Raw genomic sequence first — 21,639 nt, 5'->3', positions numbered from 1 at the left:
GCTCCGCCCGTGCCCGCCCCGCCCCGCTCCGCTCCGCCCCGTCCCGCCCGCCCCGTCAGCTCCGCCCGTGCCCGCTCCGCCTGGCTTCGCCGTACCCGCTCCGCCCTGCTGCCGTGCCGTCTCCACCCGGCTCGGTTGCGCCACGCGTGCCAGCGTCCCGCCGGTTTCCGCGTGGGATGCACGCAAACCCGTGCGTCAACGCGGCGACCAGTCCCGTGCGTCGCCGCGACAACCAGTCCCATGGGTCAGTGCGGCGACGGCGGGGCGGAGGCGGGCCTCCGACGTACATGTCCGGCCTGAGCGCGACATCATTTTCCAGGCAACGAAAATGATCTTGACTTAGTGCCCGCTCCCCGAATCATTCGCTCGACCTGGCTACCTCTGCCGAAAACGGCTCGTTCCGAATGGCAGAGGTAGCCGGACCGAAGAATTCAGTCGCTATGGAGCAGTTGTCACCCGTTGGCGTGCGGGCGGGTAGTGCGAGTAGTCCACTTTACCGCACGGGTGGTGCCATCCGACGCCGTCGACTGGCCGATGACAACCCCCTTGTTGTTGATCGCCACCGGCACGCTGTACGCGCCGCCCAAAGTCCCGAGGTCGGTGACCCGGCCGTTGCGCCACAGGAACGCCCGCTGTTGACCCGTCGCCGAACTGAAGCCGACGATGTCGCCCGCGTCGTTGATCGCCAGCGCCTCCGCCGGCCCCGGGACGTTGAGCACCACCTGGCGCCCCGCCCGCCACACCGTCGCCTTGCGGACGCCGGCTGCGTCCTGCGTCCACCCGACGATGTCGCCGCACTCGTTCACCGCCTGCGGTGACGACGCGACGGCTCCCGTTCCCGGCAGGACCGTCACGGTGTCGGCCTGCCAGCGGAGCGGTTGGTTGTCGCGGTTGCCCACGACCACCCCCGACTCGTTCGCCGCCACCACCGCGTAGGGGCCCGTGCCCGGCACGCCGGGCAAGCGGGTGCACGTGCCGTCCTGGCAGCGGAACGCGTTCTTGTCGTCGCCGAACATCGGCAGTTGCGTGCCCGCGACCAGGCCCCGGTCGTTGATCACCTGGACGGTCAGGTGCGGGCCGCTCACCGACAGGCCCTCGTGGCGGTCGCCCTTCCAGACGGCTGCTGCTTCCTGGTGATAGCCGTACGGGGAACGCGAGTACGTCATCGGCACTTCGCCGTTCGCGTTGATCGCGGACGCGCTCACCCAACCCGATCCCGACGGGGCCAGGTTGGTCGTCGTCCCCTCGTGCCAGATCCTCGGGTGCTGCTGGTAGGTCCCACCACCGCTCATGGACTCCAGTCCGAGCACCTGACCGCGTGCGTTGATCGCAGTGGCGTTGCCCCGGCCCAGGTCGACGGGTCCGGCTCCGTCCCACAGCACGGCGCGCGAGCCGGTGCTGCCGGAGTTCGTGCCGACGACCTGGCCACGGTCGTTGAGCGCGACGACGCGGGCGGTGCCGCCGGGCAGGGCGGGGAGTTCGGTGGTGGTCACGCGGGTCGAGGCGGCTTCGGCGGGTGTCACCAGGGCCAGCGGCAGGGCGGTCGCCAGCAGCAGTGGTACCAGGAGTCGCTTGTGGGGCATGGTCGCTCCGATGTGGTGAACGTTGGCGGCGCGACTCGGACGCTAATGGCGGTCACCTGGAATCTGCGTCCGCCGGACAGCGGAACGATCACGGCGACTGCCGGAACAGCGGGCACGGCCGGCGGCGCGAGCACGGCCTCGGCTGCGGCCTCCCGGGGCACGGTGGGGCAACGGCTTGCGCCGACTGGAGGGGGTAAGGGGCTGGGTTCGGCCCAGTGGAGCGTGACGAAGCCCAGCGGGCGTCGAGGAGGCCGTGACCCCCGCCCGGAAACCGCGCGGGCGCAGAAGGTGCGGACCCGAAGTGGGCGGAGGTGTCGAGGTTGACGTGAGCGGTGGTGGCGTGGACGGCCTGCTGCGGGACGGCTGGTGTGCGAGGGCTGGGCGTAGTCGGGAGGAGCCGGGTGTAGTCGGCGAGGGCCGGCAGGCGAGGGGGTAGCGGGCGGGGGTCAGCTCGTGGGGGTTGCCGTGGGTGGGTCGAGGGGGTTGTTCAGCACGCGGGACTCCCAGCCGGCGCGGAACAGGTCGGCGGCGGCGCAGTCGGGTTTGCGCTCGGCTTGGTCGCGGGTGCGGTCCAGGAACGCGGGTGCGAAGCCCAGGCGTGGGAAGCGGTGCAGGAGTTCGGTCTTGAAGGTGTCGGGGAACTGGTCCAGGCGGCGGCCGGAGACGTCGGCGCTGACCGCGACCTGGAGCAGGTGGCTCTCCGGGTCCTGGTCGGCGGGGACGTCGTCGCGCATGTGCAGCACGATCACCTCGGCCAGCCGGTCGCGGCGCGTCGCCGCCCAGCCTGCGCCGGTGGCGAACACCTTTGCCAGCCGGCCGCCGGCCTCTTCGAACGGGAGCCGGTGGCTGTCGAACGCCGGGGTCAGCGCCAGGTCGTGCAGGAGCGCGGCGACGTAGAGCAGCTCGGCGTCGTGGTCGATCCCGTGCGCGGCGGCGTGGGCGGCGGCCCACGAGTAGGCGCGCAGGGAGTGGTTGCGCAGCCAGGGTTCCGAGTGCTCGTGGCACACGTCGTGGGCGGCACGGGCGGCCGGGGTGTCAGGTCCGGTGAAGAGGTCCACGGCGGTCAGCCTAGTTCCGCGCCAACCGCTGACCGCTGCCAGCGACCGCCACCGACTCCCGCCGCCCGCCCGCCACCGACTCCCGCCACGGCCGCCCGCCGCCGACTCCCGCCCGCCGCCGACTCCCGCCGCCGCCGACTCCCGCCGCCGCCGACTCCCGCCGCCGCCGACTCCCGCCGCCTGCCGCCATCGCCTGCGGCCACCGGTGGCCGGACCGGATGGGAACCGGCACTGGGCCGGGGCGGGCGAGGCTCGGAGCAACGGTGCCGGTCGGGCGCACCCTGTGGTCAGGCGAGCCAGAGGACCGCGCCTGCCGCGACGGCGAAGCACAGCACGACCGGCAGCGCGCCGCCGAACCTCGAGGTCACCTCCTGGTCGTGGCCCGGTGCCAGGTCGTGCAGCCGCCGGGCCAGCGCGCCCAGCTCGCCCACCGGCCGCCGGCTGGACGCGAGGGTGAACCGCGTGCCCGACTCCAGTTCCAGCACGAGCCGGTCGCCGTCGCGCCGGATCGACGTCACCGCCGCCCACGGCACGCGGTAGGTCCGCAGCCACGACCGCACCGACGCGTGGTCCCGGTGGAACACCGCCGACGGCCGGCCGCGCACCCACCCGGCCAGCACGCACGTCCCCGCCGTCCACAGCGCCGTCAGCACCACGGGGCCGTCCACGGTCGTGGCGCCCACGGTCAGGAACAGCGCTGCGGCGAACAGCCAGCGCGCGGCCACCACGTCCCTGCGGTGCGGCGGCACCGGGTAGGGCAGGGGCGGGACTTCCAGCGCCACGCCCAGGATCTCCTCGCCCGGGTCGTCGAAACGTGGCGGTTCGCGGTGGTGGGGGCGCAGCGGGCGGGTGGGCAGCAGCACCCCGTCCGGGCCGGACAGCACCAGCCAGCCGCCGTGGCTCAGGTCGCCGGCCGCGAGCATCCGGGCGTCCTCGAACGGCTGTGACACCGGCATCGACGCGAACGGCCGGCCGTCCACGGTGTGCAGCACCGCCCGGCCGCGCACGTCGGCCCGCACCAGCACCTCCACGCCCGGTGCCGGGCCGGCGAACACCCGTTGCCACGCGCGCCGGCCGGCCAGGTCGCGCAGCCGCAGGAACAGCGCCATGCCCAGCGACACGGTCATCACGGTCAGCGGGAAGGTCACGTCCTGCGGTTCGGCGACCAGTTCCGCCCACTGGCCGTCGACCAGCACCGGCACCTCGCTGCCGATCGGGTACCCGTCGGTGGCCAGCACGTCGAACGTCCGCTGCGACGACGGCAGGCGCACGGTCACGTCGTGCTCGCCGACCGCCGTCACCCGGCCGCCGACGCGCGTCGCGGCGGACGCGTGCTCGGCCAGTTCGGACGAGTCGACCAGGTACTTCACCAGGGCCAGCACGCCCACCAGCAGCATCAGCACCGCGACCGCGGTGCGCCCGGTGAACCGGGCGGGCGTCGCGCGCGGCACCCGGACGGGCGCGCTGATCCGCCCCACGACCCGGTGCTGCGCCCGCCGGGCCTCCACCAGCCACAGCGCCACCAGCGCGCACGCCAGGCCGTGCAGGCCGAACGCGAGCCGGATGCCCTCCTCGGCGTCCGACAGCACCTCGGCCAACCCGAACAGGGCACCCAGCGCGCAGCCGAGCACCGGTTCCCGCCACAGCAGGACGGGCGTGGCCAGCAGCGCCGCCGCGACCACGGACAGCCACGGGTCGGGCAGGCACGGGGCGGTGGGCGTGCACGCGGTGGGCGCGGAGATGGCGAAGCCGAAGGCGAAACCCCAGCCGACCAGCAGGACGCCCCGGCACACCCACGCCGGCACGGCGTGCGCCTCCCAGCGGCGGAGGTCGTCGGCGGTGAACGGTCGGCTCATGGGAAAATCTTGCGTTACGAGACGCCGCCGTCCGCCGCCGGCCCCGCACAGGAGGCCGCCGGACCACCAGAGCCCGCCGTCGGACGGCGAGGGTCTGCCGCGAGTCCGCGTGCCGGACGGCGAGGGCCCGCCGCGAACTCCGCCGGTGGGGCGGTGGTCGTCCTACTCCTCGGGGGTGTGGCCGATCTCCGCCTCGTTCTCGCCGGACATCGACGCCCGGACCGTGGCGGTCGCGGAGGAGTCGTCCCACCGCACGTCGGTCGCGCTGCTCAGCGAGCTGCCCGGGATCGTGACCGCGTTGTCGGGGTCGTCGCCCTCGTGCTGGGTGATCTTGCCGATGTGGGGGATCGCCATCGTCCGCCTCCCGTGCTCGGTGCTCGCGTCCAGCAGACCACCCCGGCACCCTCCCGACCAGGCGGACCACTCGCGCGGGTGACGGTGACCTGCGCCCCGGCCGGGAGACCCTCCCGACCACGCGCACCCGTACGAAGCCGGGCGAGGTCCTACAGGCCGGGCTGGAGCAGGCCGACGACCAGCCCGGCCAGGAACAGCAGGAGACCGGCGAGCACCAGCACGCGCGTGCTCGTCAGCAGATCCCGCCAGGTCGGCACGTCGCCCGGCGCGGTCATCGGGAAGACCACGGACAGCGGCGGGGCGGGTTGCGGTTCCAGACCGGGTCGGACGATGGGCGGCAGGATCCCCGCCCGACCCGCCGCCGGGAACCGGCGGACGAGTTCCTGCACCAGGTCGGCGGAGGTCGTCTCGTGCAGCACCGCGCCCAGCACGTGGTCCGGCAGGGCGTGCACCGCGTCGCCGAGGCTCAGCGCCACCACCGTGGAGTAGACGACCGGCAACTGGTCGCCGAGCACGTCGATCGGCGCGGGCGCGTCCTCGGTGCGCCGGACGAACGCCGGGTCCAGCAGCACGTCGCGCAGCGCCGGCCGGGCCGCGTCCGGCGGCGGTCCGCTCTCCTCGATGCCGGCCAGCGCCTTGGCCGCGTCCGCCGGGGTCCGCGCGGCGCGCAGGGCGCGCGCCAGCGCCAGGTGGTCGGGGCCCGTGGTCACGCGCGGCCTCCCCGGGCCGGGAGCGGTCCGGCGGGAACGGGGTGCAACGGCCTGCCCCGGTGGTAGCGCACGGTCATCCCGTCACCCATCGGCACGTCCTGGCCGCGTACCAGCAAGATCGTCCGGCCGTCCGCGAGCCGCAGCCGCACGTCGTGCTCCGTGCGGTAGATCTCGTGCGCGGGCCGCCCGGCCCTCGCGTGCGCGACGATGAGCCCGCTGCCGATGCGGGTGACCACGAAGCGGAACCTCCGCGAGCGCCTGCCCGGCGCGAGCAGGGAGCCGGCCCTGCCGTCGCTGGTGACCGTGACGGTGAAGTCCCGCACGTCGAGCCGCCCGAGCCGCACGGCGAACCGCACCGCGATGATCGCCAGCGCGAGGACGATCGCCAGCGCCAGCCCCACCCACAGCCAGAACCCGCGCTCGACCCACGTCGGCGCGTACTCCTCCGCCAAGCGCACGCCCCCTGGTCCGGTCACACCCGTCCTCCGCGCCGTCCCGGGCCGCCGGCGCGGCAGGGTCCGACGGAGGTATCCCGCCACGCCACCGCGCTGTTACCCGGTGCCGGCGCGTTCACCCGCCCGGAGCAGCGCCGGCGGGCGGTCGGTCCCGCACCGCCGCACCGCACGCCGCGCACGGCTACCCTCGCCTTCCCGAACACCCCGGGGGAGGGACCGCGTGCAGTTGCGTCACCCGGCGCCGGAGCCGACCGACCCGCGTGCCGCCCTGGTGGTGACCACCGGCGACTACGCCGACGAGCGACTCGCCAGGCTGCGCGCGCCCGTCGTCGACGCCACCGGCATGACCGAGGTGCTGGCCAACCCCGCCATCGGCGGGTTCGAGGTCACGGCGGTGGCCGACGGCGCGGAGGGCGAGGTCCGGCGGGCCACCGACCGGTTCCTGGCCGCGCGGGGCTTCGACGACCTGGTGGTCGTCTACCTGTCGTGCCACGGCCTGCTCGACGCGCGCGGCCGGCTCTACTTCGCCGCCGCCGACACCGACCGCGACGCCTTGGCGTCCACGGCGGTGGAGGCCCGGTGGCTGCTCGAACGCCTGGACGACTGCCGCGCGGGCCGCCAGGTGCTCGTGCTGGACTGCTGCTTCAGCGGCGCGTTCGACCGGGGCGCGAAGGCAGCGGAGACCGAGGTGGACCTGCAGCGCCGGCTCGCGGGCGGGCGCGGCCGGGCCGTGCTCACGGCGTCGCGCGCCACCGAGTACTCCTTCGAGGGCGAGGCCCTGGGCCGCCACGGCGGGTCGGTGTTCACGGCGGCGCTGGTCGAGGGCCTGCGCACCGGGGCGGCGGACCGCGACAACACCGGGTACGTGACCGTCGAGGACGCCTTCCGGTACGCCGCCGACCAGGTCCGGCGGGTCGACGGCTCGGCGCAGACCCCGCAGCGCTGGCTCTACCACGGCGAGGACCAGATCGTGCTGGCCCGCAACCCGCTCGGCGCGGCCGTGGTGCCGGCGCCGCTGCCCGCCCCGCTGAGCGCGAGCCTGGAGCACGCCTACCCGGAGATGCGCGAGGCCGGCGTGCGCAAGCTGGGCGAGTGGCTGTCCTCGCCCGACCCCGGCGAGGTGCTGGCCGCGCACCGGAGGCTGGAACTGGTTGCCGCGCAGGACGCGCCGATGGTGGCCGAGCGCGCCCGGGAACTGCTCCGCGCCGCGCGCTCGGTCGCCCCGGCGCGCACGCCGGTGCTGCCGCTCTACCTCGTGGTGGACGTCTCGGTGTCGATGGCGGGCGCGAAGATCGACGCGGTCAACGCCGCCGTCCCGGCCGTCCTCGCCCGCATCTCGGAACGCCTGGAGGACGCGGGGCTGCTCCGGTTCGGGGTGATCGACTTCGGTACCGACGCCCGGTCGCGGGTGGACCTCGCGCCCGCCGCGCAGGCGGACCTGCCCGCGCTGAGCCCCCGGGGCGCGACCTCCTACGCCGCCGCGTTCGCGCTGCTGCGCGAGCGGATCGACCGGGACGTCGCCGACCTCGCCGCCTCGGCGCACGTCGTCGGCGACGTCGTGGTCGCCTTCCTCACCGACGGCTGGCCCACCGACACCGCCGACCAGTGGACCGCCGCGTTCGACGCGCTGGTGGACGACGCGCCGACCGCGCTGACCGTGCTGGCCCTCGGCCTGGGCGACGACTTCACCGCGCGCGCCGCCCTCGCCCACGTGGTCGAGCACCCGAAGGTGTCGGGGTGGAGCCGCGCCCGGACGATCCCGGCCGACGTGCCGGGTCTGCTGGGCATCGCGGACTTCTACCTCGGCCTGGTCGCCGACCTGGCGCCGGCCCGCTGAGCCCCCGGGCCGGTCACAAGGCCGAGTAGTGCGAGGCGTCGCCCTTGCGCTCGTGTCATCGCCTTGCGGGGGCAGGTGCACTGCGCGAGGAATCTGATCGCGGGCACCCGGTCCACGAACGTCAGGTCGGTGTGCCAGTCCAGACTGACGCGGTCAGGGTGGTGACAGCGGAGGCCGGGGCGGGGATCGTAGAGGGGTGACCGGCGGCGAGAAGTTCACCGTGAACCCGTTCCTGCACACGGCACTCACCATCGCGTTCGCCCTGGCGCTGCTTGTGGGCGGGTGCGGGGTGCTGCTGACGGTGGAGGTGGAGAGCGCGTCCGGCCGATCGGTCGAGTGCGGCAGCGCCGTCACCGGCCTGCGCGGCTCGGTGACCTACGACCCGCGCGGCGAGCGCGGGGCCGAGGTGGCCCAGGACGCGGCGGCGTGCGCGGCGGCCCTGGGCACCCGGCGGGCCTGGGGGTGGCCGCTGACCGGGCTGGGCGGGGTAGGGCTGATCGTGGTGCTGGTGCTGGCCCGCTGGGTGCACCCGCCGCCCCGGTGGTGGTCCGACGAGGTCAAGGGCGTGCACCGCTGACCGGTTTGACGGCCCGCCGGGTGGCAACCCCGGTGGCGGAGGTGCGAACCATGACCGAACCCGACCAGGCCGACCTGGAGCGGACCCAGCGGCTCATCGACGAGGCGAAGGACATCGCGCGGGACCTGCGGGAGACCACGCCCGACCCGGAGGCCGTCCAGGGCGACGGGATGGGCGACTCCGTGCCGGAGTCCGAGCGGTAGGACGCGGGGTGGTCGAGCGGGCGGTGGACCCGCTCGACCACGGGGTCACCACGTGACGGGCAGTTCGCGCACCGTGTAGAAGATCGCATTCTCGTCGAAGGCCAACTCGTCCAGCGGTAGCGCCAACTTCAGGGTCGGTATGCGGCGGTAGAGCGTGCTGAAGACGACCTCCAACTCCATCCGGGCCAGGGGAGCGCCCGGGCAGAGGTGCCTGGTCCGGGTGCAAGAGCAGGGCAACCGTGCCCAGGGTGATCATGGCGGCGGTGGTGTCGTGCCCGGCCACCACGAGGAGTTGGCCCAGCACGGCGATCTCCCGTGAAGTCATCGCGCCGGTGGCGAACTGCTCGACGGCGAGCGTGCTGAGCAGGTCGTCACCGGGTGCGGTGCTCTCGTCGACCACCAGCCCCTCCAGGTAGGAGTTCAACTCCTCTCCGGCGGCCATGGCCTGTCGGGGGTCGGACCGGTCCATGACGAGCGTGCGGGCGACTCGCCGGAAGAAGTCCCGGTCGGCGTAGGGGACGCCGAGCAGTTCGCAGATCACCTGCGACGGCACGGGCAGCGCGACCGCCTCCACCAGGTCCACCGGCTCGGGGCCGGCGAGCGTCGCGTCCACGAAGTCGTCCACGATCCGTTGCACCCACGGCCGCAGGGCCTCCATCTTCCGCACGGTGAACTCCGGGGTCAGCAACCGTCGCTGGGCGGTGTGCTCCGGCGGGTCCATCTGCATCAACGTCTTCATCACCGTGTCCCGCGCCCTGCTCACCGCGTTGGTGTGCGGGAAGCCGGGCTGCGTGGCGTCGACGCCGACCCCCGGGTCGGCCGGCAGCGCGCGGACGTCCTCGTAGCGGGTCACCAGCCACGGCGTGCTGCCGTCCCACAACCGCACCCGGGAGACCGGCGCTGCGCCGGCCGCCCGGGTCAGGTCGGGTGCCGGGTCGAGCGGGCAGCCCGCAGCGCGGGCCATCGGGAACAGCGGCGCGTTCGCGTCGTCGGACACGGGAACTCCTCGTGCGTCGGGCTTGCGGGTCTGGGTCGTCGTCGGTCACGGGCAATCCGCCGGCCGTCGCACGTGCTGGTCGGCCCGCCGTGCGGTGAGGACCCCGAACGCGGAGACGACGGCGAACCCGGCCACCAGGTAGCGCGCGGACGCGACCGTGGACGGTGCGCCCGGGCTGACCAGGAGGCCGGCGACCGCCGCGCCGAAGGCGGTCGCCGTGGTCAGCACGGTGGCGATCGCGGCAGCCGCCCGCCGACCCTCCTCGGCGTCGGGGGTGCCGGACATCGCGGCGACCGACAGGTGCGGCATGGCGGTGCCGATCCCCCGCGCCGGCGACGACGAGCACGGGCAGCCAGGCGAGGGCGACCAGCGGCGCGGCGTCCTCGCGCTGCATCAGGGCGAGCACGGCGAACCCGGCGGAGAGGACCGCCGGACCCGCGACGCGCAGCAGCCGGGTGGTCCGCTCCCGGTGCGCGGAGGCGCTGACGACCTGGCCCGCCGACCAGCCGAGCGACAACGCCGAGGCGGAGAACGCCGCCACCAGGGGCGGCAGCCCGCCCAGTTCCCGGCTGAACAACGGCAGGAACGTCTCGACGGCGACACCGGACGCGAGCAGCGCGATGGTCAGGTAGACCCACCGCAACGCCGAACCGGACCGGTACGTCGAACGCGGCAGGACCCGCACCGCCGCGCGCTTCTCCATCACCAGGAACGCGGCCACGAAAGCGAGGCCCAGCGCGACGAAAGCCGCGACGGCCGGTGCTTCCGGGACGACCCCGGCGACGCTCACCGCCCCCACGCCCCCGACGACCAGCGCCAACGACGCGAAGGGCACCGGCTCCGCGCGCCCGCCCCGTGGCCCGCGCGGAAGCGCCCGGGGCACGAACGCCGCCATCACGACTGCGGTCACCGCCAGCACGACGAACGCCGGCCGCCACGACCCGACGTGCGCGAACAGCCTGCCCAGAGCCGGACCCACGACGTTGCCGACACCGAACATCGGAGATCACCGCGCTCCCGCGCGTCCACAGGTGGGGCGGCAGCGCTGAACGGACCACCGCGAAACCCAGGCCCGTCAACAATCCCGCGCCCACCCCCTGGACGCCCCGGCCGACCAGCAGCACGGGCATCGCCGGGCTCACCGCGCACAGGACCGAACCTGCGGCGAAGACCGCGAACCCGATGACGTACGCGCCGACTTCACCGCGTCCGGCCAGCACCCGGCCCACGAGCAACGTGGCCACCACCTGGACGACGAGGAACGCCGTCGTGTTCCACGCGTGATGCAATCCACCGCCGATATCGCCGACCACCGTGGGCAGCAGGCTCGCGGTCACGTAGATGGTGACCGCTCCGACGAGCACACCACCGGCCGATACGACTGCGGTGCCCGCATGAGTGCGCAACTCCCGCCACGACCCGATGTCCCGATCGTTCTCCACGCGCTTCCCCTCACTGGTGAGTGATCTGCGCATGGATGATGTCGGGGCGGGAGACCCCGGTAATCGGACAAATCAGACGTGAATTGATTCACAATTCTTTGCGGAGGCGCGGTTCGTCGCCGCGCGGTAGCGGAACCGGCGGCGGGCGGCCCGCCGCCGGTCCCGGATCAGAACTGGAGCGACCAGCTGTTGAGCCGGCCGACGTCCTGCGGGCCCGCGTCGCGGATGCGCAGCTTCCACACGCCGTTGGCCACCTCGCCCGACGCGTTGACCGTGTAGGTCGTCACGAGGTTGTCGCCGCTGTCGCTGTTGGAGTTCTTCACCCGGAACGCCGTGCCGTCCGGCGCGACGAGGTCGATCACCAGGTCGCCCCGGTAGGTGTGGGTGATGTCCACGCCGAGCACCAGCGCCGACGGGGCGTTGCCGGACACGCCGGACACGGTCAGCGAGCTCTCGACGGTCGCCTGGTCGGGCAGGGTCAGGTCCTCGTCGTTGGTGAACTTCTGCCCGCCGGGCGGGGTTCCGGTGCCGGCCAGCGTCCACAGCGAGTACGCGATGACGTCGGTCATCCGGTCCAGCGCGGTGGTGTCGATGTTGCTGGTCGTGTCGCACGACCGGTGGTAGCAGCGGTCGAACGCGACGCCGGACTGGCCGCCCCACTTCGACGCCTGCGCCGCCGTCTTCGTGGTCTCCGCGCCGGTGAACAGGCCGCCGACCGGGATGCCGGCGCGGGCGAACTGCGCGTGGTCGGACCGGCCGCCGACCGAGGTCAGCTCGGTCGCCACGACACCGTTGAACCCGGCTTCCAGCGTCTGCTGGAGCTGCAGCGACCCGGAGGGCTGGCCGCTCGCGCTGTAGACGAAGTAGCCCGGGTTGGGCGAGCCGGTCATGTCGAAGTTCAGGTACGCCTTGATCTTCGACTTCTCGGCGGCCGGGAGCTGGTTCACGTAGTAGGTGGAGCCGACCAGGCCCAGCTCCTCCGCGCCCCACCAGCCGAAGCGCAGGTGCTTCTGCGGCTTGAGGTTCTCCTTCGCCACGGTCAGCGCGACCTCCAGGATGCCCGCCGACCCGGTGCCGTTGTCGTTGATGCCGGGGCCGGCGCTGACGCTGTCCAGGTGGCCGCCGAGCATCAGCACGTTGTTCGCGTCGCCGCCCGGCCAGTCGGCGATCAGGTTGTAACCGGTCGCGCCGTTGGACGTGAACTGCTGGACCGACGTCGTGTAGCCCACCGCGTCGAGCTTCGCCTTGACGTAGTCCAACGACGCGCGGTAGCCGGGCCGGCCGTGGGCCCGGTTGCCGCCGTTGTTGTTGGCGATGGTCTGGAAGCTGTTCAGGTGCGCCTGGACGTTGGCGAGCGGGATGTCCGGCACGGCCAAGGTGCTCGGTGCCGCTGTGGCCACGGGTGGGCTCAGCAGGGCCGTGGCGAGGAGCAGGGCGCTCGCCGCCGGCATCGTCCTCTTGAAGGACATGGCTGCCTCCGCAGGGGTGTAGGGATAGCCGCTGTCGAGCGTGCGGGCTGCGGCAACCCGGCGGTAGCGACGTTCGTAGCTCATTGCAGCCCAAAAGCGACATCTTTTCGCATACTATTCCTTCAGTTATCACCGAAAATCAGTCGGGCGCGGCGGCGGTGCGCGGAACCGCGCGCGATCGTGGGAGCGCGGCCACGGCGACGGTCGCCGGCGGTGCGGCGGACCCGCGGAATCGGCGGCCGGCACCTCGGGAAAACCGACCGCCCGCTTACCGGAAACGACTCCGATCAGCCGGGCGGGGATGTCCGTGGTTTTGTCCCGGTGTCCGGGGTAGATCTGTCCGGTGTGTACGGGTTTCGCTATCCGGCGACGTCGGGAGGTGTTTCTCCGGCCCGTCACGGGAATTTCGACCGGCGGTGGCGAAATGGCCACGGGCCGTGCACCCGGCTTGTAGGCTCCGCCGAAAGCGGAAGTGGTCGGAGGTGCGCGCGGTGGACAGGGGGACGAGCCCCGAAGAACGGCTGGCCGAGTTCCGGCGGTCGTCGGAAAATGACGCCGGGGAGGACCTGGGCGTCGTGCCCGAGGTTCCCGGCGAGTTCCGGGGGGAATCGGCGGACGGGTCGGTCGCGGTGACCGTCGCGGCCGGGCGGGTCACGTCGGTGGTCGCCGCGCGGGCGCCGGGCGAGTACCCCGGCACCGAGCTGGGCACGCACCTGGTGACCGCCGTGAACGCGGCCCTGGCCGCGGCCAGGGCCGCCGCGCCGCAGGCCGCCGACCCGGTGCCCGACCTGGGGGTCCTGCTGGACCGGATCACCGAGCTGGGCGAGCAGAGCAGCCGGTTCACCCGGCAGCTCGGGGCGGCGCTCGACGACGTGGTGGCGAAGGTCGGGCCGCGCACCGGGATGCACGGCGACGGGTCGCCCGGCGGCGTGGACGCCCTGTTCTCCGACGCGGCGGCGGCGTTGCGCACCGCGCGGGACTCGCTCGCCGGTCTCCAGGGCGCCCAGGTGCTCGGCACCGGGTCGGACGAGGACGGCGACGTGTGGGTCACCGTCGGCGTCGACGGCGCGGTGTCGAAGGCGGAGCTGTCGGCGGCGGTCGGCGGGATGACCGCCCGCCAGTTCAACGACCGGGCGCGTCAGGCGGCCGACGCGGCGCTGCGGGACTGGCTCGCCAAGCGGGCCGAGCAGCGCCCGCCCGGTGCCGGCGGCGTCGACCCCGCGCGGTTGGCGGCGCAGGCGGACGCGCTGCGCACGCAGAGCTTGGAGCACCTGCGCGGGTACACCGGCAGGCTGAAGTCGATCATGGGCAGCATCGGCGAGCCGTAGCTCGCGGGAGAGGGGGCAGGGTGTCCGGGAAAGTGGAACTGACCGGTGACACGATCAGCCGGTCCGGGGAGCAGCTCACCGGCACGGCGGACCGCCTGGCCGAGGAGGTCGCGTCGTTCACCGGGCGGTTGGCGGGGTTCGGCGACGCGTTCGGCGGTGACGACCTGGGTTCGACCATGCAGATGATCTACGACGCCGTCTCCGGCGCCGCGTTCGAGTGCTTCGACGAGAACACCGCCGTGCTGTCGGAGACCGGCGGGCAGCTCTCCGAGATGGGCGCGGAGTACACCGAGGTGGAGCGCGCCAACCAGGGCGTGTTCACCGACCTGCTCGGGGGGATGGGCGGGTGACCACGGGTTTGATGCTGCCGCCCGAGCTGGCGGGGCTGCTGAACACCCTCGGCTTCACCTGGCCGGAGGGCGACGAGGGCAAGATCTTCGACCTGGCGGGCGAGTGGATCGCCTTCGGCGACCGGCTGAGCGGCTCGGTGGGCGAGGCGCACGGCCACGCCGAGGCGGTGTGGTCGCAGAACTCGGCCGGCGCGGTCGAGAAGTTCCGGGCGTTCTGGGACGGCGGGGACGCGCCGAAGCAGAACCTGGACGACGGCGCGACGGCGGCGGCCATGGTGGGCGCGGGCCTGTACGTGTGCGCCGGGGCGCTGATCGCGTTGAAGGTCGCCGCGATCGCGCAACTGGTCGCGCTGGCGATCGAGATCGCGCAGGCGATCGCGACGGCGGTGGTGACGTTCGGCGCGTCGCTGCTGGAGATCCCGATCTTCCGGCAGATCACCAAGCTGCTGCTGGACCAGGCGCTGGACCTCGCCATCAACGCGGTGCTCAATGGCTAGGCGCGGCAGGGGCGGCGGTGGCGGGAACCCCGGGCTGTTCCGGCCGATCCTGCAATGGCTGCGCGGTCCGTCGCGCTCCCGGGGCGGCGGGGCTCCGCCGCGCGGGCACCACGGCGGCGGGCCCGCCACGCCCCGCCCGCACACGACGCCGCGCTACCACCGCCAGAAGCCGATGCTGGACAAGTACCGCCACGAGACCGATCCCCGGCACCCGGCGAACCCGTTCCCGGGCCGGTCGGTGCGCCGGCTGTCGCCGCAGGAGCGCGAGGCGCACCGGGTGTTCATCGACGGCAACGGCCGCCTGCGCCGGGCGCGGGACGGCTCGCTGTACGACACGCAGTCGGGCCGGTCGGCGTGGGGCGGGCAGCGGGCGATCTTCGTGATGGACGGGCGCGGCAACATCTACGCCTCCAACCACCACGCGCCGGGCCAGTTCCACCACTCGTCGCTGGCGGGCGGCCACCCGGTGGCGGCGGCCGGCGAGCTGTCGGTGACCAACGGGCGGATCAACTACGCGACCGCCGCGAGCGGCCACTACCAGCCGGGGCCGGAGCACATGTCGAACCTGGCGCACGAGTTCTCGCGCAACGGCGTGCGCCCGCCGATCTGGGACTTCCAGGGCCCGAGGCCGGGCGGCCGGCCGATGTTCGCCTGACCCCCGACCCCGACCCCCGACCCCGCCGACCTCCGCCCGGCCGCCGCGACCGGTGGCCCCGGGCGGTTCCCCCCGAAGGAGCACGATGACGATCGACCACCGCGCCGAGCTGAACTCGGTGATCTACGGGCTGTTCCGGGCACCCGGCCTGACCCGGGAGGTGGCGGCGAGCATGGTGGAGGCCATGCTCGTGCGCGAGTACTTCGTGGACGGTCCCGAGGCGTACTCGCGGGCCATCGCGCAGGCGCTGGCGCAGTCGGACCCGGTGACGGCGGACATCGAGCCGCCCTACGGCGAGACCGAGGTCCGGGCGTTCCTGCACCTGGTGCACGAGGAGTTGGAGCGCCACAAGCCCTGGACGTGACGGGCCGGTGCGCCCTCGGGCGTCAGCCGGCCGAGCCCTCCTCGCGGCGGGCGCGGGCGCGGCGCTTGCCCTCGTGCATGGCGACCACCCGGGCCACCGGGATCTCCCGGCCCTCGGCGACCAGGTCTTCGGGCAGGGACTGCGGTCCGGGCAGCCGGGCCGCCCACGGGTCCTGGTCGCCGAGCAGGTCGAGCGCCGTGCGGAGGGTGAAGTCGGCGGGCGTGACGTCGTCCAGGTCGTCCCAGGAGACCGGGAACGACACCGGCGTGCCGGGGCGGATGCGCGGGCTGTAGGCGGCGACGACCGTGGCCCCGTAGGCGCGCGTGGAGTCGAGGAAGACCTTGCCGCCGCGCTCCTCGCGGATGTAGGCGGTGGTGGCGGTGCCGGGGTCGATCCGCTCCGCGCGGACGGCCAGCGCGCGGGTGGCGGCGGCTGCGTCGTCGTCGCTCGCCACGACCGGCACGAAGACGTGCAACCCCTTGGCGCCGCTGGTCTTCACCGCGCCGTGCAGCCCGGCGTCGTCGAGCGCCCGGCGGACCAGTCGCGCGGCGGCGACGACGGCGGTGAACGCCTCGCCCTCGGGCGGGTCGAGGTCGAGGACGAGGTACCGGGGGTGCTCGCGGTCGTCGGCGAGGTGCAGCGGCACGTGGTACTCCACGGCGCGCTGGTTGGCGAACCACAGCAGGGTGCGGCGGTCGTCGCACAGCGCGTAGTTGATCCTCCGCTTCGAGGCGTCCGCCCACACCGGGACCGTGCGCACGAAGTCCGGTGTGTACTTGGGGACGTTCTTCTGCATGAAGGCGTCCTGGCCGCGCAGCACGCGCACCACGGACAGCGGTCGCCCGGCCAGGCCGGGCAGGATCCGGTCGCGCACGGCGTCGAGGTAGTCGACCAGGTCGCGCTTGGTGGCGTCGGCCCCCTCGAACAGCGGTTGGTCGAGGTTGGTCAGCGACACGCCGTCGCGTTCTTCGGCAGCACCCACCCGCCCACCCTTGCCGGTCGCGGCCGGGCAGGCAAGCGGGGCCGGGTGCAGCGGTGCGCGGGGCGGATGCCCGGCCTGTCTTCGAGGGGCGTTGGGTGCCGGGCGGCGGAGTCGGTCGGGGGCGGTGCCGCCGCGCTGGGGCGGGTCGGTCGGGCGACGGCGGTGTCGCCGCGACCGTCAGTCGGCCGGTGTGCGGGGCAGCAGGGCGCGGCGCAGGTCGGCGGGCTGCCGGGCGAGCCACGCCTCGGGGTCGGTGCCGTCCGCGCACGGGCCGGTGGTCCAGAGCCGGAGCGCGGCGCGTGCGGGGGCCAGCAGCGCGCGGTCGTGCGCGGTGGCGTCGAGGAGGGGCCGCCAGTCGCCCAGGTAGGCCAGGCCGACCAGGCGCCCGCGTTCCGCGCCCGGCCACTGCCGGCGGGCCAGCAGGTCGTGGACCGCACCGGGCGGCACGTCGCCGTCGCCGTGCCGGGCGAGGAACCCGAGGACGGCCGGCAGGTCCTCGGTCGCGGGCCGGTGCACGCCGCCGCGCGCGACGGTCCGCCCGTCGAGGGCGGGCACCTCGGCGACCACCGCGCGCAGGTCGCCCGCCGGGTTGGCCGTCGCCAGGGCCCGGACCCACCGCACGCGCGCGCCGACGGCCGCCGGCCGGTGCGCCAGCAGCGCCCGCCCGGCCTGGCGGCCGAACGCCCAGCCCGGCCCCGGTCCGGCGTCGCGGTGGAAGCCGAAGCTGGCCAGCGCCTCGACCACGGGGTCGACCTCGCCCCGGCGCAGCAGGGCCTCCAGGTCGTCCGGGCGGCTGCGGGTGGCGGCCAGGGCGGTGTTCCACGGCCACCGCAGCCGGCCCGGCGCGTCCCGGTCGGACAGCCGCGCGGCGCAGGTCCAGGCGAGCCGGGTGCCCTCGACGGGGTCGGCCGCGCACACCGCGCCGACCAGGGCGGCCAGCGGTGCCCAGCGGTCCCCGACGTCGGGCAGCAGGCCGAGCGCGAGGCGTTCGGCGTCGCGGGGCAGGCCGAGTTCGCGGGCGATCCCGGCGGCGATCAGCAGCCGGTGCGCCGGCTCGTCGGGCCCGACCTCGCGCAGGAACCCGCCGGCCCGCACGGGGTGGTGGCGCAGCAGGTGGTGCGCGGCCCGGTTCGCCCCGGCCGGGTCGGGTCCGCGCAGGGCGGCGACGAGCGCGTCGGGGCCCTCGGCGGCGGGGTGGTCGGCGAGCAGGGCGGCGACGACGTGGTCCAGGTCGACGTCGAAGCGCCGCCGCCACAGCCAGTCCGGCGGGGCGGTCGGTGCCAGCTCGCGGACCAGTTCGGCGCGCTCGTCGAGCAGCGCCAGGGCGTCGGGCACCCGGCAGGTCCGGGGGAGCCGCCGCTCGACCTCGGCCAGCCGGTCGCGGGCCGCCCCGGCGCGGCGCTCCCGCAGCTCGTCGGGCAGGACGGTGCCCAGCGCCCGCAGCGCCCGGTGGGCGCGGTCGGCCAGCGGCCACGGCTGCCCGGGGTCCACCAGCGGGTGGATCAGCAGCTCGAAGCCGCGCAGGCGGGCGCGGGCGACGGCCCGCAGGGCGGTGGTGCGCAGCTCCTCGGCGCGGCGGTCGAGCAGCGCCGCGTGCACGGCGGCGGTGAGGTGCCCGGTCAGCTCGCGGTGCACCGAGCGCGGGTGCGGCCTGCGGTGCACGGCGTCCAGCTCGGCCAGCGCGGCGACGCGGGCCGGTTCGGCGGCCTGCGCGGCGACCACCTCGGCGAGCAGCCCCGGTTGCTCGGCCGCCGCCAGCGCCTCGGCGGCCTCGGCCCACGCGTGCGGCCCGGCGGCCGGGTCGAGCAGGCGGGCGCGCAGCGCGGCGGTGAGCGCCCGACCGTCGCACCGGGCCGAGGCGAGCAGCCGCGCCGCGACCACGACGTCGTGCTCCGCGACCCGGCGGACCAGCTCGGCCGCCCGCGCACCGCCGAAGTCGGGGAAGGTGACCAGGACCAGGCCGGCCGGCACCAGGTCGCGGCGGGCCAGGCGCGCGGCGGTCGGCTCGGGGTCGCGCAGCATCACCCGCGCGGTGAAGTACGCGTGGTGCGCGGGGTCGGTGAACTCGACGCGGTCGCCGGCGCGGCGCAGCACACCGGAGGCGATGAGGTCGTCATCGGGCTCGTCGCTGGTCGCCGCCCCGGTCAGCAGGCGTTCGGCGACCAGCTCGCAGGACCGGAGGGCGGCCGGGCCGGGCGGCAGGCCGACCGGTTCGCACGGGTGCGGCACCCGGTCCAGGTCGCCGGTCGCCCGCACGTGCCCGACCAGGCTCGCCAGCACCCCGGGGCGGTGCAGCCCGGCCCGCACCCACGCCGGGTCCTCCACGGCGGCGGCGGCGAAGTGGTCCACCCGCACCGAGTGGTGGCCGAGCGCGCCGAGCCGGTCGTGCAGGAACCGCCACACGGCGACCGTGCCCAGGCCGTGCAGCGCGACGACCTCGAACCCGGCGTCGGCGAGAGCGGCCCGGCGCGCGCAGCGCAGCACCGGCACCCTGGGGTGGGCGCGGCGCGTGCCGGCCGCCCAGCCCGGCCCGGCCACGTGGTCCGGGGTGTCGAGCACGACGCGCACCGCGCCCAGCTCCAGCGCCTGCCGCGCCACCGCGCCGAACCCGAGCGCCGCCACCTCGGCGACCAGGTCGTCCGGGACGTGCTCGAGCGCCAGCGGTACCCGGCAGCGCGGCACGCCGTCGCACACCGCCGCCGCCTCCCGGTGCACCAGCTCCCGCGCGGCGGCGGACTTGCCGATGCCGGCCTCGCCGACCAGTTCGACCGCGTCGTGCTCGGTCAGGCGGTCCTGCACCGGCTCCAGGTCGAGGTGGCCGGCGTGCTCCTCGGCGGTGTCGGCGACGAGCCGCGCGGCGGTGGCCGCGCAGCACCGCACGACCAGGTCCCGGCGGTAGTCCGCGACCAGGTCCTCGACGCCGGCACGGCCGGAGACCAGCCGGGCGTACAGCTCGACCATGCGGTCCGACCGCGCCGGCAGCAGCGCGGACGCCGCCCGCGCGGCCTCGACCGCGAGTGCGTCGTCCCAGTGCCGGAACGGGTCCGCCCCGTCGACCCACTCGGTGACCACGCCCGCCACGACCGCCACGGCGGTCAGCTTGACGGGCGTCTGGAACTCCGGCCCCCACTTCACGGTCCGGTGCGCGGCGATCAGCAGCTCGTGCGCGTACGCCCGCCACCAGGAGCCGCCCGCGTCGGCGGGGTGGCGGCGGTGCGACTGCCGGCGGATCGCCCACAGCACCCGGAACGGCCCGGCCAGCCGGTCGGCGAGCAGGCCGAGCCCGGCGGCCTCCGCCTCCGCCGGCCCCGTGCCCCGGTCGACGGCGCAGGAGACCAGCGCGAGCACCCGTTGCAGCGCCGCCAGGTCCGCCCGGTCCAGCTCCAGCACGTCGCGCACCAGCCCGACCTCCAGCCAGCAGTGGTCCTCCTGCTGCGGCCGGTCGGGCGCGGTCCGCTGGTAGTCGATCACGAACGGCTGCTCGCCGACCACGACCACGTTGCGGGGGTTGAGGTCGCCGTGCGCGAAGGACACGACCCGGCCCGTCGCGGATTCGGTCAGCACGGCCGGCAGCGCGGCGAACGGGTCCGCCACGGCGAGCCCGTCGAGCAGGCCCGCCAGCCGTTCCCGGTGCCGTTCGCACCGGGTGTCGGTGATGGTGCCGCGCAGGGTGGTCTCCCCGTCGTCCGGGCAGTCCACAGTGGACCCATCGGCCACGCGGACCGTGATGTCGTCGCCCAGCAGCAGGGACGGGTCGTCGGGGCGTCGGCGGCGCAGGGCGGCCAGCACGACCGGGGCGCCGCGCCGCAGGTGCGGGGAGGTCGCCTGGAGCACCTCGTCGTGCGGTGTCGGCGACTCGGCCGGGTCGCCGAGGTCCGGGCGGACGGTCAGGTCGGGGCCCAGTTCGACGTTGCGCCCCCGCGCCGAGCGGGCGGTGCGGATGACGCGGTGCCGGTTGTGCAGCACCTGCGCCACACCGTCGAACAGCAGGTCCACCACCCGGACCGAGTCGTCCGCAGTGGACGTCCGGATGAACTCGCCGAGGGTCCGCAGCTCGACGTCGGGGCGACCCGCGTACTGGCCGACGTCGTCGTAGACGATCACCGCCGCGCCCGGCCCGCCGTGCCCGAGCACCTCGGGGCTCGCGGCCAGGACCGGCGCGCACAGCGCGTTCGCGGCCGGTTTGACGTGCCGGTGGTAGGCGTGCCACTCGCGGCGCAGCTCTTCGGGGGCGGCGAACTTGGCGACGTGCGCGACCTGGTGCGTGCCGCGCCGCACGACGAGCCGCACCACCGTCGCGCCGCTGCGCCCGCCGCCCAGCAGCCGCGCCACCTCGACCTCGTCCACCGGGGCGGGCCAGCCGCCCGGCCCCGAGTCCGGGATGCGACGCAGCGCCGCGCGCAGCTCGGCCCGCCGGCGCGGGTCGAGGTCGAGGTCTGCGAAGGTAATCTCGGGTGCGGTCACGCTGGGCGTCCTCCGGGGCGTCGTTCCGGGTGCTGCACGAGGGCGGGGGAGCGGTGGTGCGACGAGGTCCGGGCGACGAGGCGCGGGTGTGGACCGGGTTCTGCGCGGCCTTCGACCGGTACGCGCGCGAAGCGGACCGGCACGGCCTGACCGCCCGGTGGCGGTCCCTGGTCGCCGACGTCCGGGCGGGCCGCGCCACGGCCACCGACGTCCGGCTGCTCCTGGCGGAGCTGGCCGAGCGGCGCGGCCACCTGGAGGACTTCGTCGGCCGGGACGGCACCCTCCCGGCACCCGCCGACGAGGACGTCGCCGCCACCGCCTACGCCTGCCCGCAGGAGCTGTGCCACCGCCGCGACGCCCTCGGCCCCGCCGGCCCCGTGCCGCACTGCCCCGCCTGGGGCCTCGACATGGTCGACCCGGTCCGCTGAGCTGGACGCGACCACCGCCGTTCTGCCACC

Annotated in this window: 19 protein-coding genes and 2 pseudogenes; 9 read left to right on the top strand and 12 right to left on the bottom strand. The window is 75.0% G+C overall.

Annotated features, from left to right (window positions below):
• Positions 1 to 452: 452 nt before the first annotated feature.
• The 6 genes from AB0I60_RS03365 to AB0I60_RS03340 form a co-directional block, all read right to left on the bottom strand.
• Positions 453 to 1,583, bottom strand: a complete 1,131-nt coding sequence (locus AB0I60_RS03365) for a hypothetical protein (protein ID WP_360725576.1) — start codon at positions 1,581 to 1,583, stop codon at positions 453 to 455.
• 446 nt (positions 1,584 to 2,029) lie between these two features.
• Positions 2,030 to 2,641: an HD domain-containing protein gene (locus AB0I60_RS03360; protein ID WP_360725575.1), complete on the bottom strand. Its 612-nt coding sequence runs from the start codon at positions 2,639 to 2,641 to the stop codon at positions 2,030 to 2,032.
• Between the two features lie 287 nt (positions 2,642 to 2,928).
• The gene (locus AB0I60_RS03355) at positions 2,929 to 4,497 is read right to left on the bottom strand and encodes a hypothetical protein (RefSeq protein WP_360725574.1); all 1,569 of its coding nucleotides are present in this window, start codon (positions 4,495 to 4,497) and stop codon (positions 2,929 to 2,931) included.
• A gap of 162 nt (positions 4,498 to 4,659) precedes the next feature.
• Positions 4,660 to 4,851, bottom strand: coding sequence for a hypothetical protein (locus tag AB0I60_RS03350; RefSeq protein ID WP_360725573.1), 192 nt, complete (start codon positions 4,849 to 4,851; stop codon positions 4,660 to 4,662).
• 149 nt (positions 4,852 to 5,000) lie between these two features.
• Positions 5,001 to 5,561, bottom strand: coding sequence for a hypothetical protein (locus AB0I60_RS03345; protein ID WP_360725572.1), 561 nt, complete (start codon positions 5,559 to 5,561; stop codon positions 5,001 to 5,003).
• Complete coding sequence (locus AB0I60_RS03340) at positions 5,558 to 6,037, bottom strand: hypothetical protein (protein ID WP_360725571.1); 480 nt, start codon at positions 6,035 to 6,037, stop codon at positions 5,558 to 5,560. Before AB0I60_RS03340 ends, AB0I60_RS03345 begins: the two co-directional genes overlap by 4 nt.
• Before the next feature lie 199 nt (positions 6,038 to 6,236).
• Between AB0I60_RS03340 and AB0I60_RS03335 the strand changes: the two genes are divergently transcribed.
• The 3 genes from AB0I60_RS03335 to AB0I60_RS03325 all read left to right on the top strand — a co-directional run bounded on the left by AB0I60_RS03335 (position 6,237) and on the right by AB0I60_RS03325 (position 8,633).
• Positions 6,237 to 7,853, top strand: coding sequence for a caspase family protein (locus AB0I60_RS03335; protein ID WP_360725570.1), 1,617 nt, complete (start codon positions 6,237 to 6,239; stop codon positions 7,851 to 7,853).
• A 196-nt stretch (positions 7,854 to 8,049) separates the two neighbouring features.
• Positions 8,050 to 8,430, top strand: a complete 381-nt coding sequence (locus tag AB0I60_RS03330) for a hypothetical protein (RefSeq protein ID WP_360725569.1) — start codon at positions 8,050 to 8,052, stop codon at positions 8,428 to 8,430.
• A 50-nt stretch (positions 8,431 to 8,480) separates the two neighbouring features.
• A complete protein-coding gene (locus AB0I60_RS03325) occupies positions 8,481 to 8,633 on the top strand; it encodes a hypothetical protein (protein ID WP_360725568.1) in 153 nt (50 codons plus the stop codon).
• A gap of 45 nt (positions 8,634 to 8,678) precedes the next feature.
• On the opposite strand, the pseudogene AB0I60_RS03320 reads toward AB0I60_RS03325, so the two are convergent.
• From AB0I60_RS03320 to AB0I60_RS03305, 4 genes and pseudogenes are all read right to left on the bottom strand, one after another.
• Positions 8,679 to 9,597: pseudogene (locus AB0I60_RS03320) on the bottom strand (hypothetical protein).
• Positions 9,598 to 9,675: 78 nt separating this feature from the next.
• Positions 9,676 to 9,939, bottom strand: coding sequence for a hypothetical protein (locus AB0I60_RS03315; protein WP_360725567.1), 264 nt, complete (start codon positions 9,937 to 9,939; stop codon positions 9,676 to 9,678).
• A 76-nt stretch (positions 9,940 to 10,015) separates the two neighbouring features.
• Positions 10,016 to 10,630 (bottom strand): annotated as a pseudogene (locus AB0I60_RS03310) (MFS transporter); the annotation flags it as partial.
• A gap of 609 nt (positions 10,631 to 11,239) precedes the next feature.
• Positions 11,240 to 12,541, bottom strand: a complete 1,302-nt coding sequence (locus tag AB0I60_RS03305; protein WP_360725566.1) for a M28 family metallopeptidase — start codon at positions 12,539 to 12,541, stop codon at positions 11,240 to 11,242.
• Positions 12,542 to 13,032: 491 nt separating this feature from the next.
• On the opposite strand from AB0I60_RS03305, the gene AB0I60_RS03300 reads away from it, so the two are divergent.
• From AB0I60_RS03300 to AB0I60_RS03280, 5 genes are all read left to right on the top strand, one after another.
• Positions 13,033 to 13,869, top strand: coding sequence for a hypothetical protein (locus AB0I60_RS03300; protein ID WP_360725565.1), 837 nt, complete (start codon positions 13,033 to 13,035; stop codon positions 13,867 to 13,869).
• Between the two features lie 20 nt (positions 13,870 to 13,889).
• Positions 13,890 to 14,219: a hypothetical protein gene (locus tag AB0I60_RS03295; protein WP_360725564.1), complete on the top strand. Its 330-nt coding sequence runs from the start codon at positions 13,890 to 13,892 to the stop codon at positions 14,217 to 14,219.
• Positions 14,216 to 14,716: a hypothetical protein gene (locus AB0I60_RS03290; RefSeq protein WP_360725563.1), complete on the top strand. Its 501-nt coding sequence runs from the start codon at positions 14,216 to 14,218 to the stop codon at positions 14,714 to 14,716. The genes AB0I60_RS03295 and AB0I60_RS03290 overlap by 4 nt, the downstream gene beginning before the upstream one ends.
• Positions 14,709 to 15,371, top strand: coding sequence for a hypothetical protein (locus AB0I60_RS03285; RefSeq protein ID WP_360725562.1), 663 nt, complete (start codon positions 14,709 to 14,711; stop codon positions 15,369 to 15,371). Before AB0I60_RS03290 ends, AB0I60_RS03285 begins: the two co-directional genes overlap by 8 nt.
• 85 nt (positions 15,372 to 15,456) lie before the next feature.
• Entirely contained in the window at positions 15,457 to 15,735 is a 279-nt protein-coding gene (locus tag AB0I60_RS03280) for a hypothetical protein (protein ID WP_360725561.1), read from the top strand.
• A 22-nt stretch (positions 15,736 to 15,757) separates the two neighbouring features.
• On the opposite strand, the gene ligD is transcribed toward AB0I60_RS03280, so the two are convergent.
• Both ligD and AB0I60_RS03270 read right to left on the bottom strand, forming a co-directional pair.
• A complete protein-coding gene (gene ligD / locus AB0I60_RS03275) occupies positions 15,758 to 16,717 on the bottom strand; it encodes a non-homologous end-joining DNA ligase (RefSeq protein WP_360725560.1) in 960 nt (319 codons plus the stop codon).
• A 177-nt stretch (positions 16,718 to 16,894) separates the two neighbouring features.
• Positions 16,895 to 21,181 carry a hypothetical protein gene (locus AB0I60_RS03270; RefSeq protein WP_360725559.1) on the bottom strand — a complete coding sequence of 1,429 codons (4,287 nt, stop codon included), beginning with the start codon at positions 21,179 to 21,181 and terminating at the stop codon, positions 16,895 to 16,897.
• On the opposite strand from AB0I60_RS03270, the gene AB0I60_RS03265 reads away from it, so the two are divergent.
• Positions 21,172 to 21,609: a hypothetical protein gene (locus AB0I60_RS03265; RefSeq protein ID WP_360725558.1), complete on the top strand. Its 438-nt coding sequence runs from the start codon at positions 21,172 to 21,174 to the stop codon at positions 21,607 to 21,609. The two genes, AB0I60_RS03270 and AB0I60_RS03265, sit on opposite strands and share 10 nt — an antisense overlap.
• The last annotated feature ends 30 nt before the right edge of the window (positions 21,610 to 21,639 follow it).

Source organism: Actinosynnema sp. NPDC050436 (genome assembly GCF_040655415.1).
GTDB lineage: Bacteria > Actinomycetota > Actinomycetes > Mycobacteriales > Pseudonocardiaceae > Actinosynnema.
The sequence above is the reverse complement of the archived record's forward strand: the minus strand, read 5'-3'. Positions and strand labels throughout refer to the sequence as shown.

Bases quoted from the DNA above. Each gene is read 5' to 3' on its own strand.
- AB0I60_RS03365 (WP_360725576.1), bottom strand. From the start codon at position 1,583: ATGCCCCACAAGCGACTCCTGGTACCACTGCTGCTGGCGACCGCCCTG.
- AB0I60_RS03355 (WP_360725574.1), bottom strand. From the start codon at position 4,497: ATGAGCCGACCGTTCACCGCCGACGACCTCCGCCGCTGGGAGGCGCAC.
- AB0I60_RS03350 (WP_360725573.1), bottom strand. From the start codon at position 4,851: ATGGCGATCCCCCACATCGGCAAGATCACCCAGCACGAGGGCGACGAC.
- AB0I60_RS03325 (WP_360725568.1), top strand. From the start codon at position 8,481: ATGACCGAACCCGACCAGGCCGACCTGGAGCGGACCCAGCGGCTCATC.
- AB0I60_RS03315 (WP_360725567.1), bottom strand. From the start codon at position 9,939: ATGCCGCACCTGTCGGTCGCCGCGATGTCCGGCACCCCCGACGCCGAG.
- AB0I60_RS03305 (WP_360725566.1), bottom strand. From the start codon at position 12,541: ATGTCCTTCAAGAGGACGATGCCGGCGGCGAGCGCCCTGCTCCTCGCC.
- AB0I60_RS03285 (WP_360725562.1), top strand. From the start codon at position 14,709: ATGGCTAGGCGCGGCAGGGGCGGCGGTGGCGGGAACCCCGGGCTGTTC.
- AB0I60_RS03280 (WP_360725561.1), top strand. From the start codon at position 15,457: ATGACGATCGACCACCGCGCCGAGCTGAACTCGGTGATCTACGGGCTG.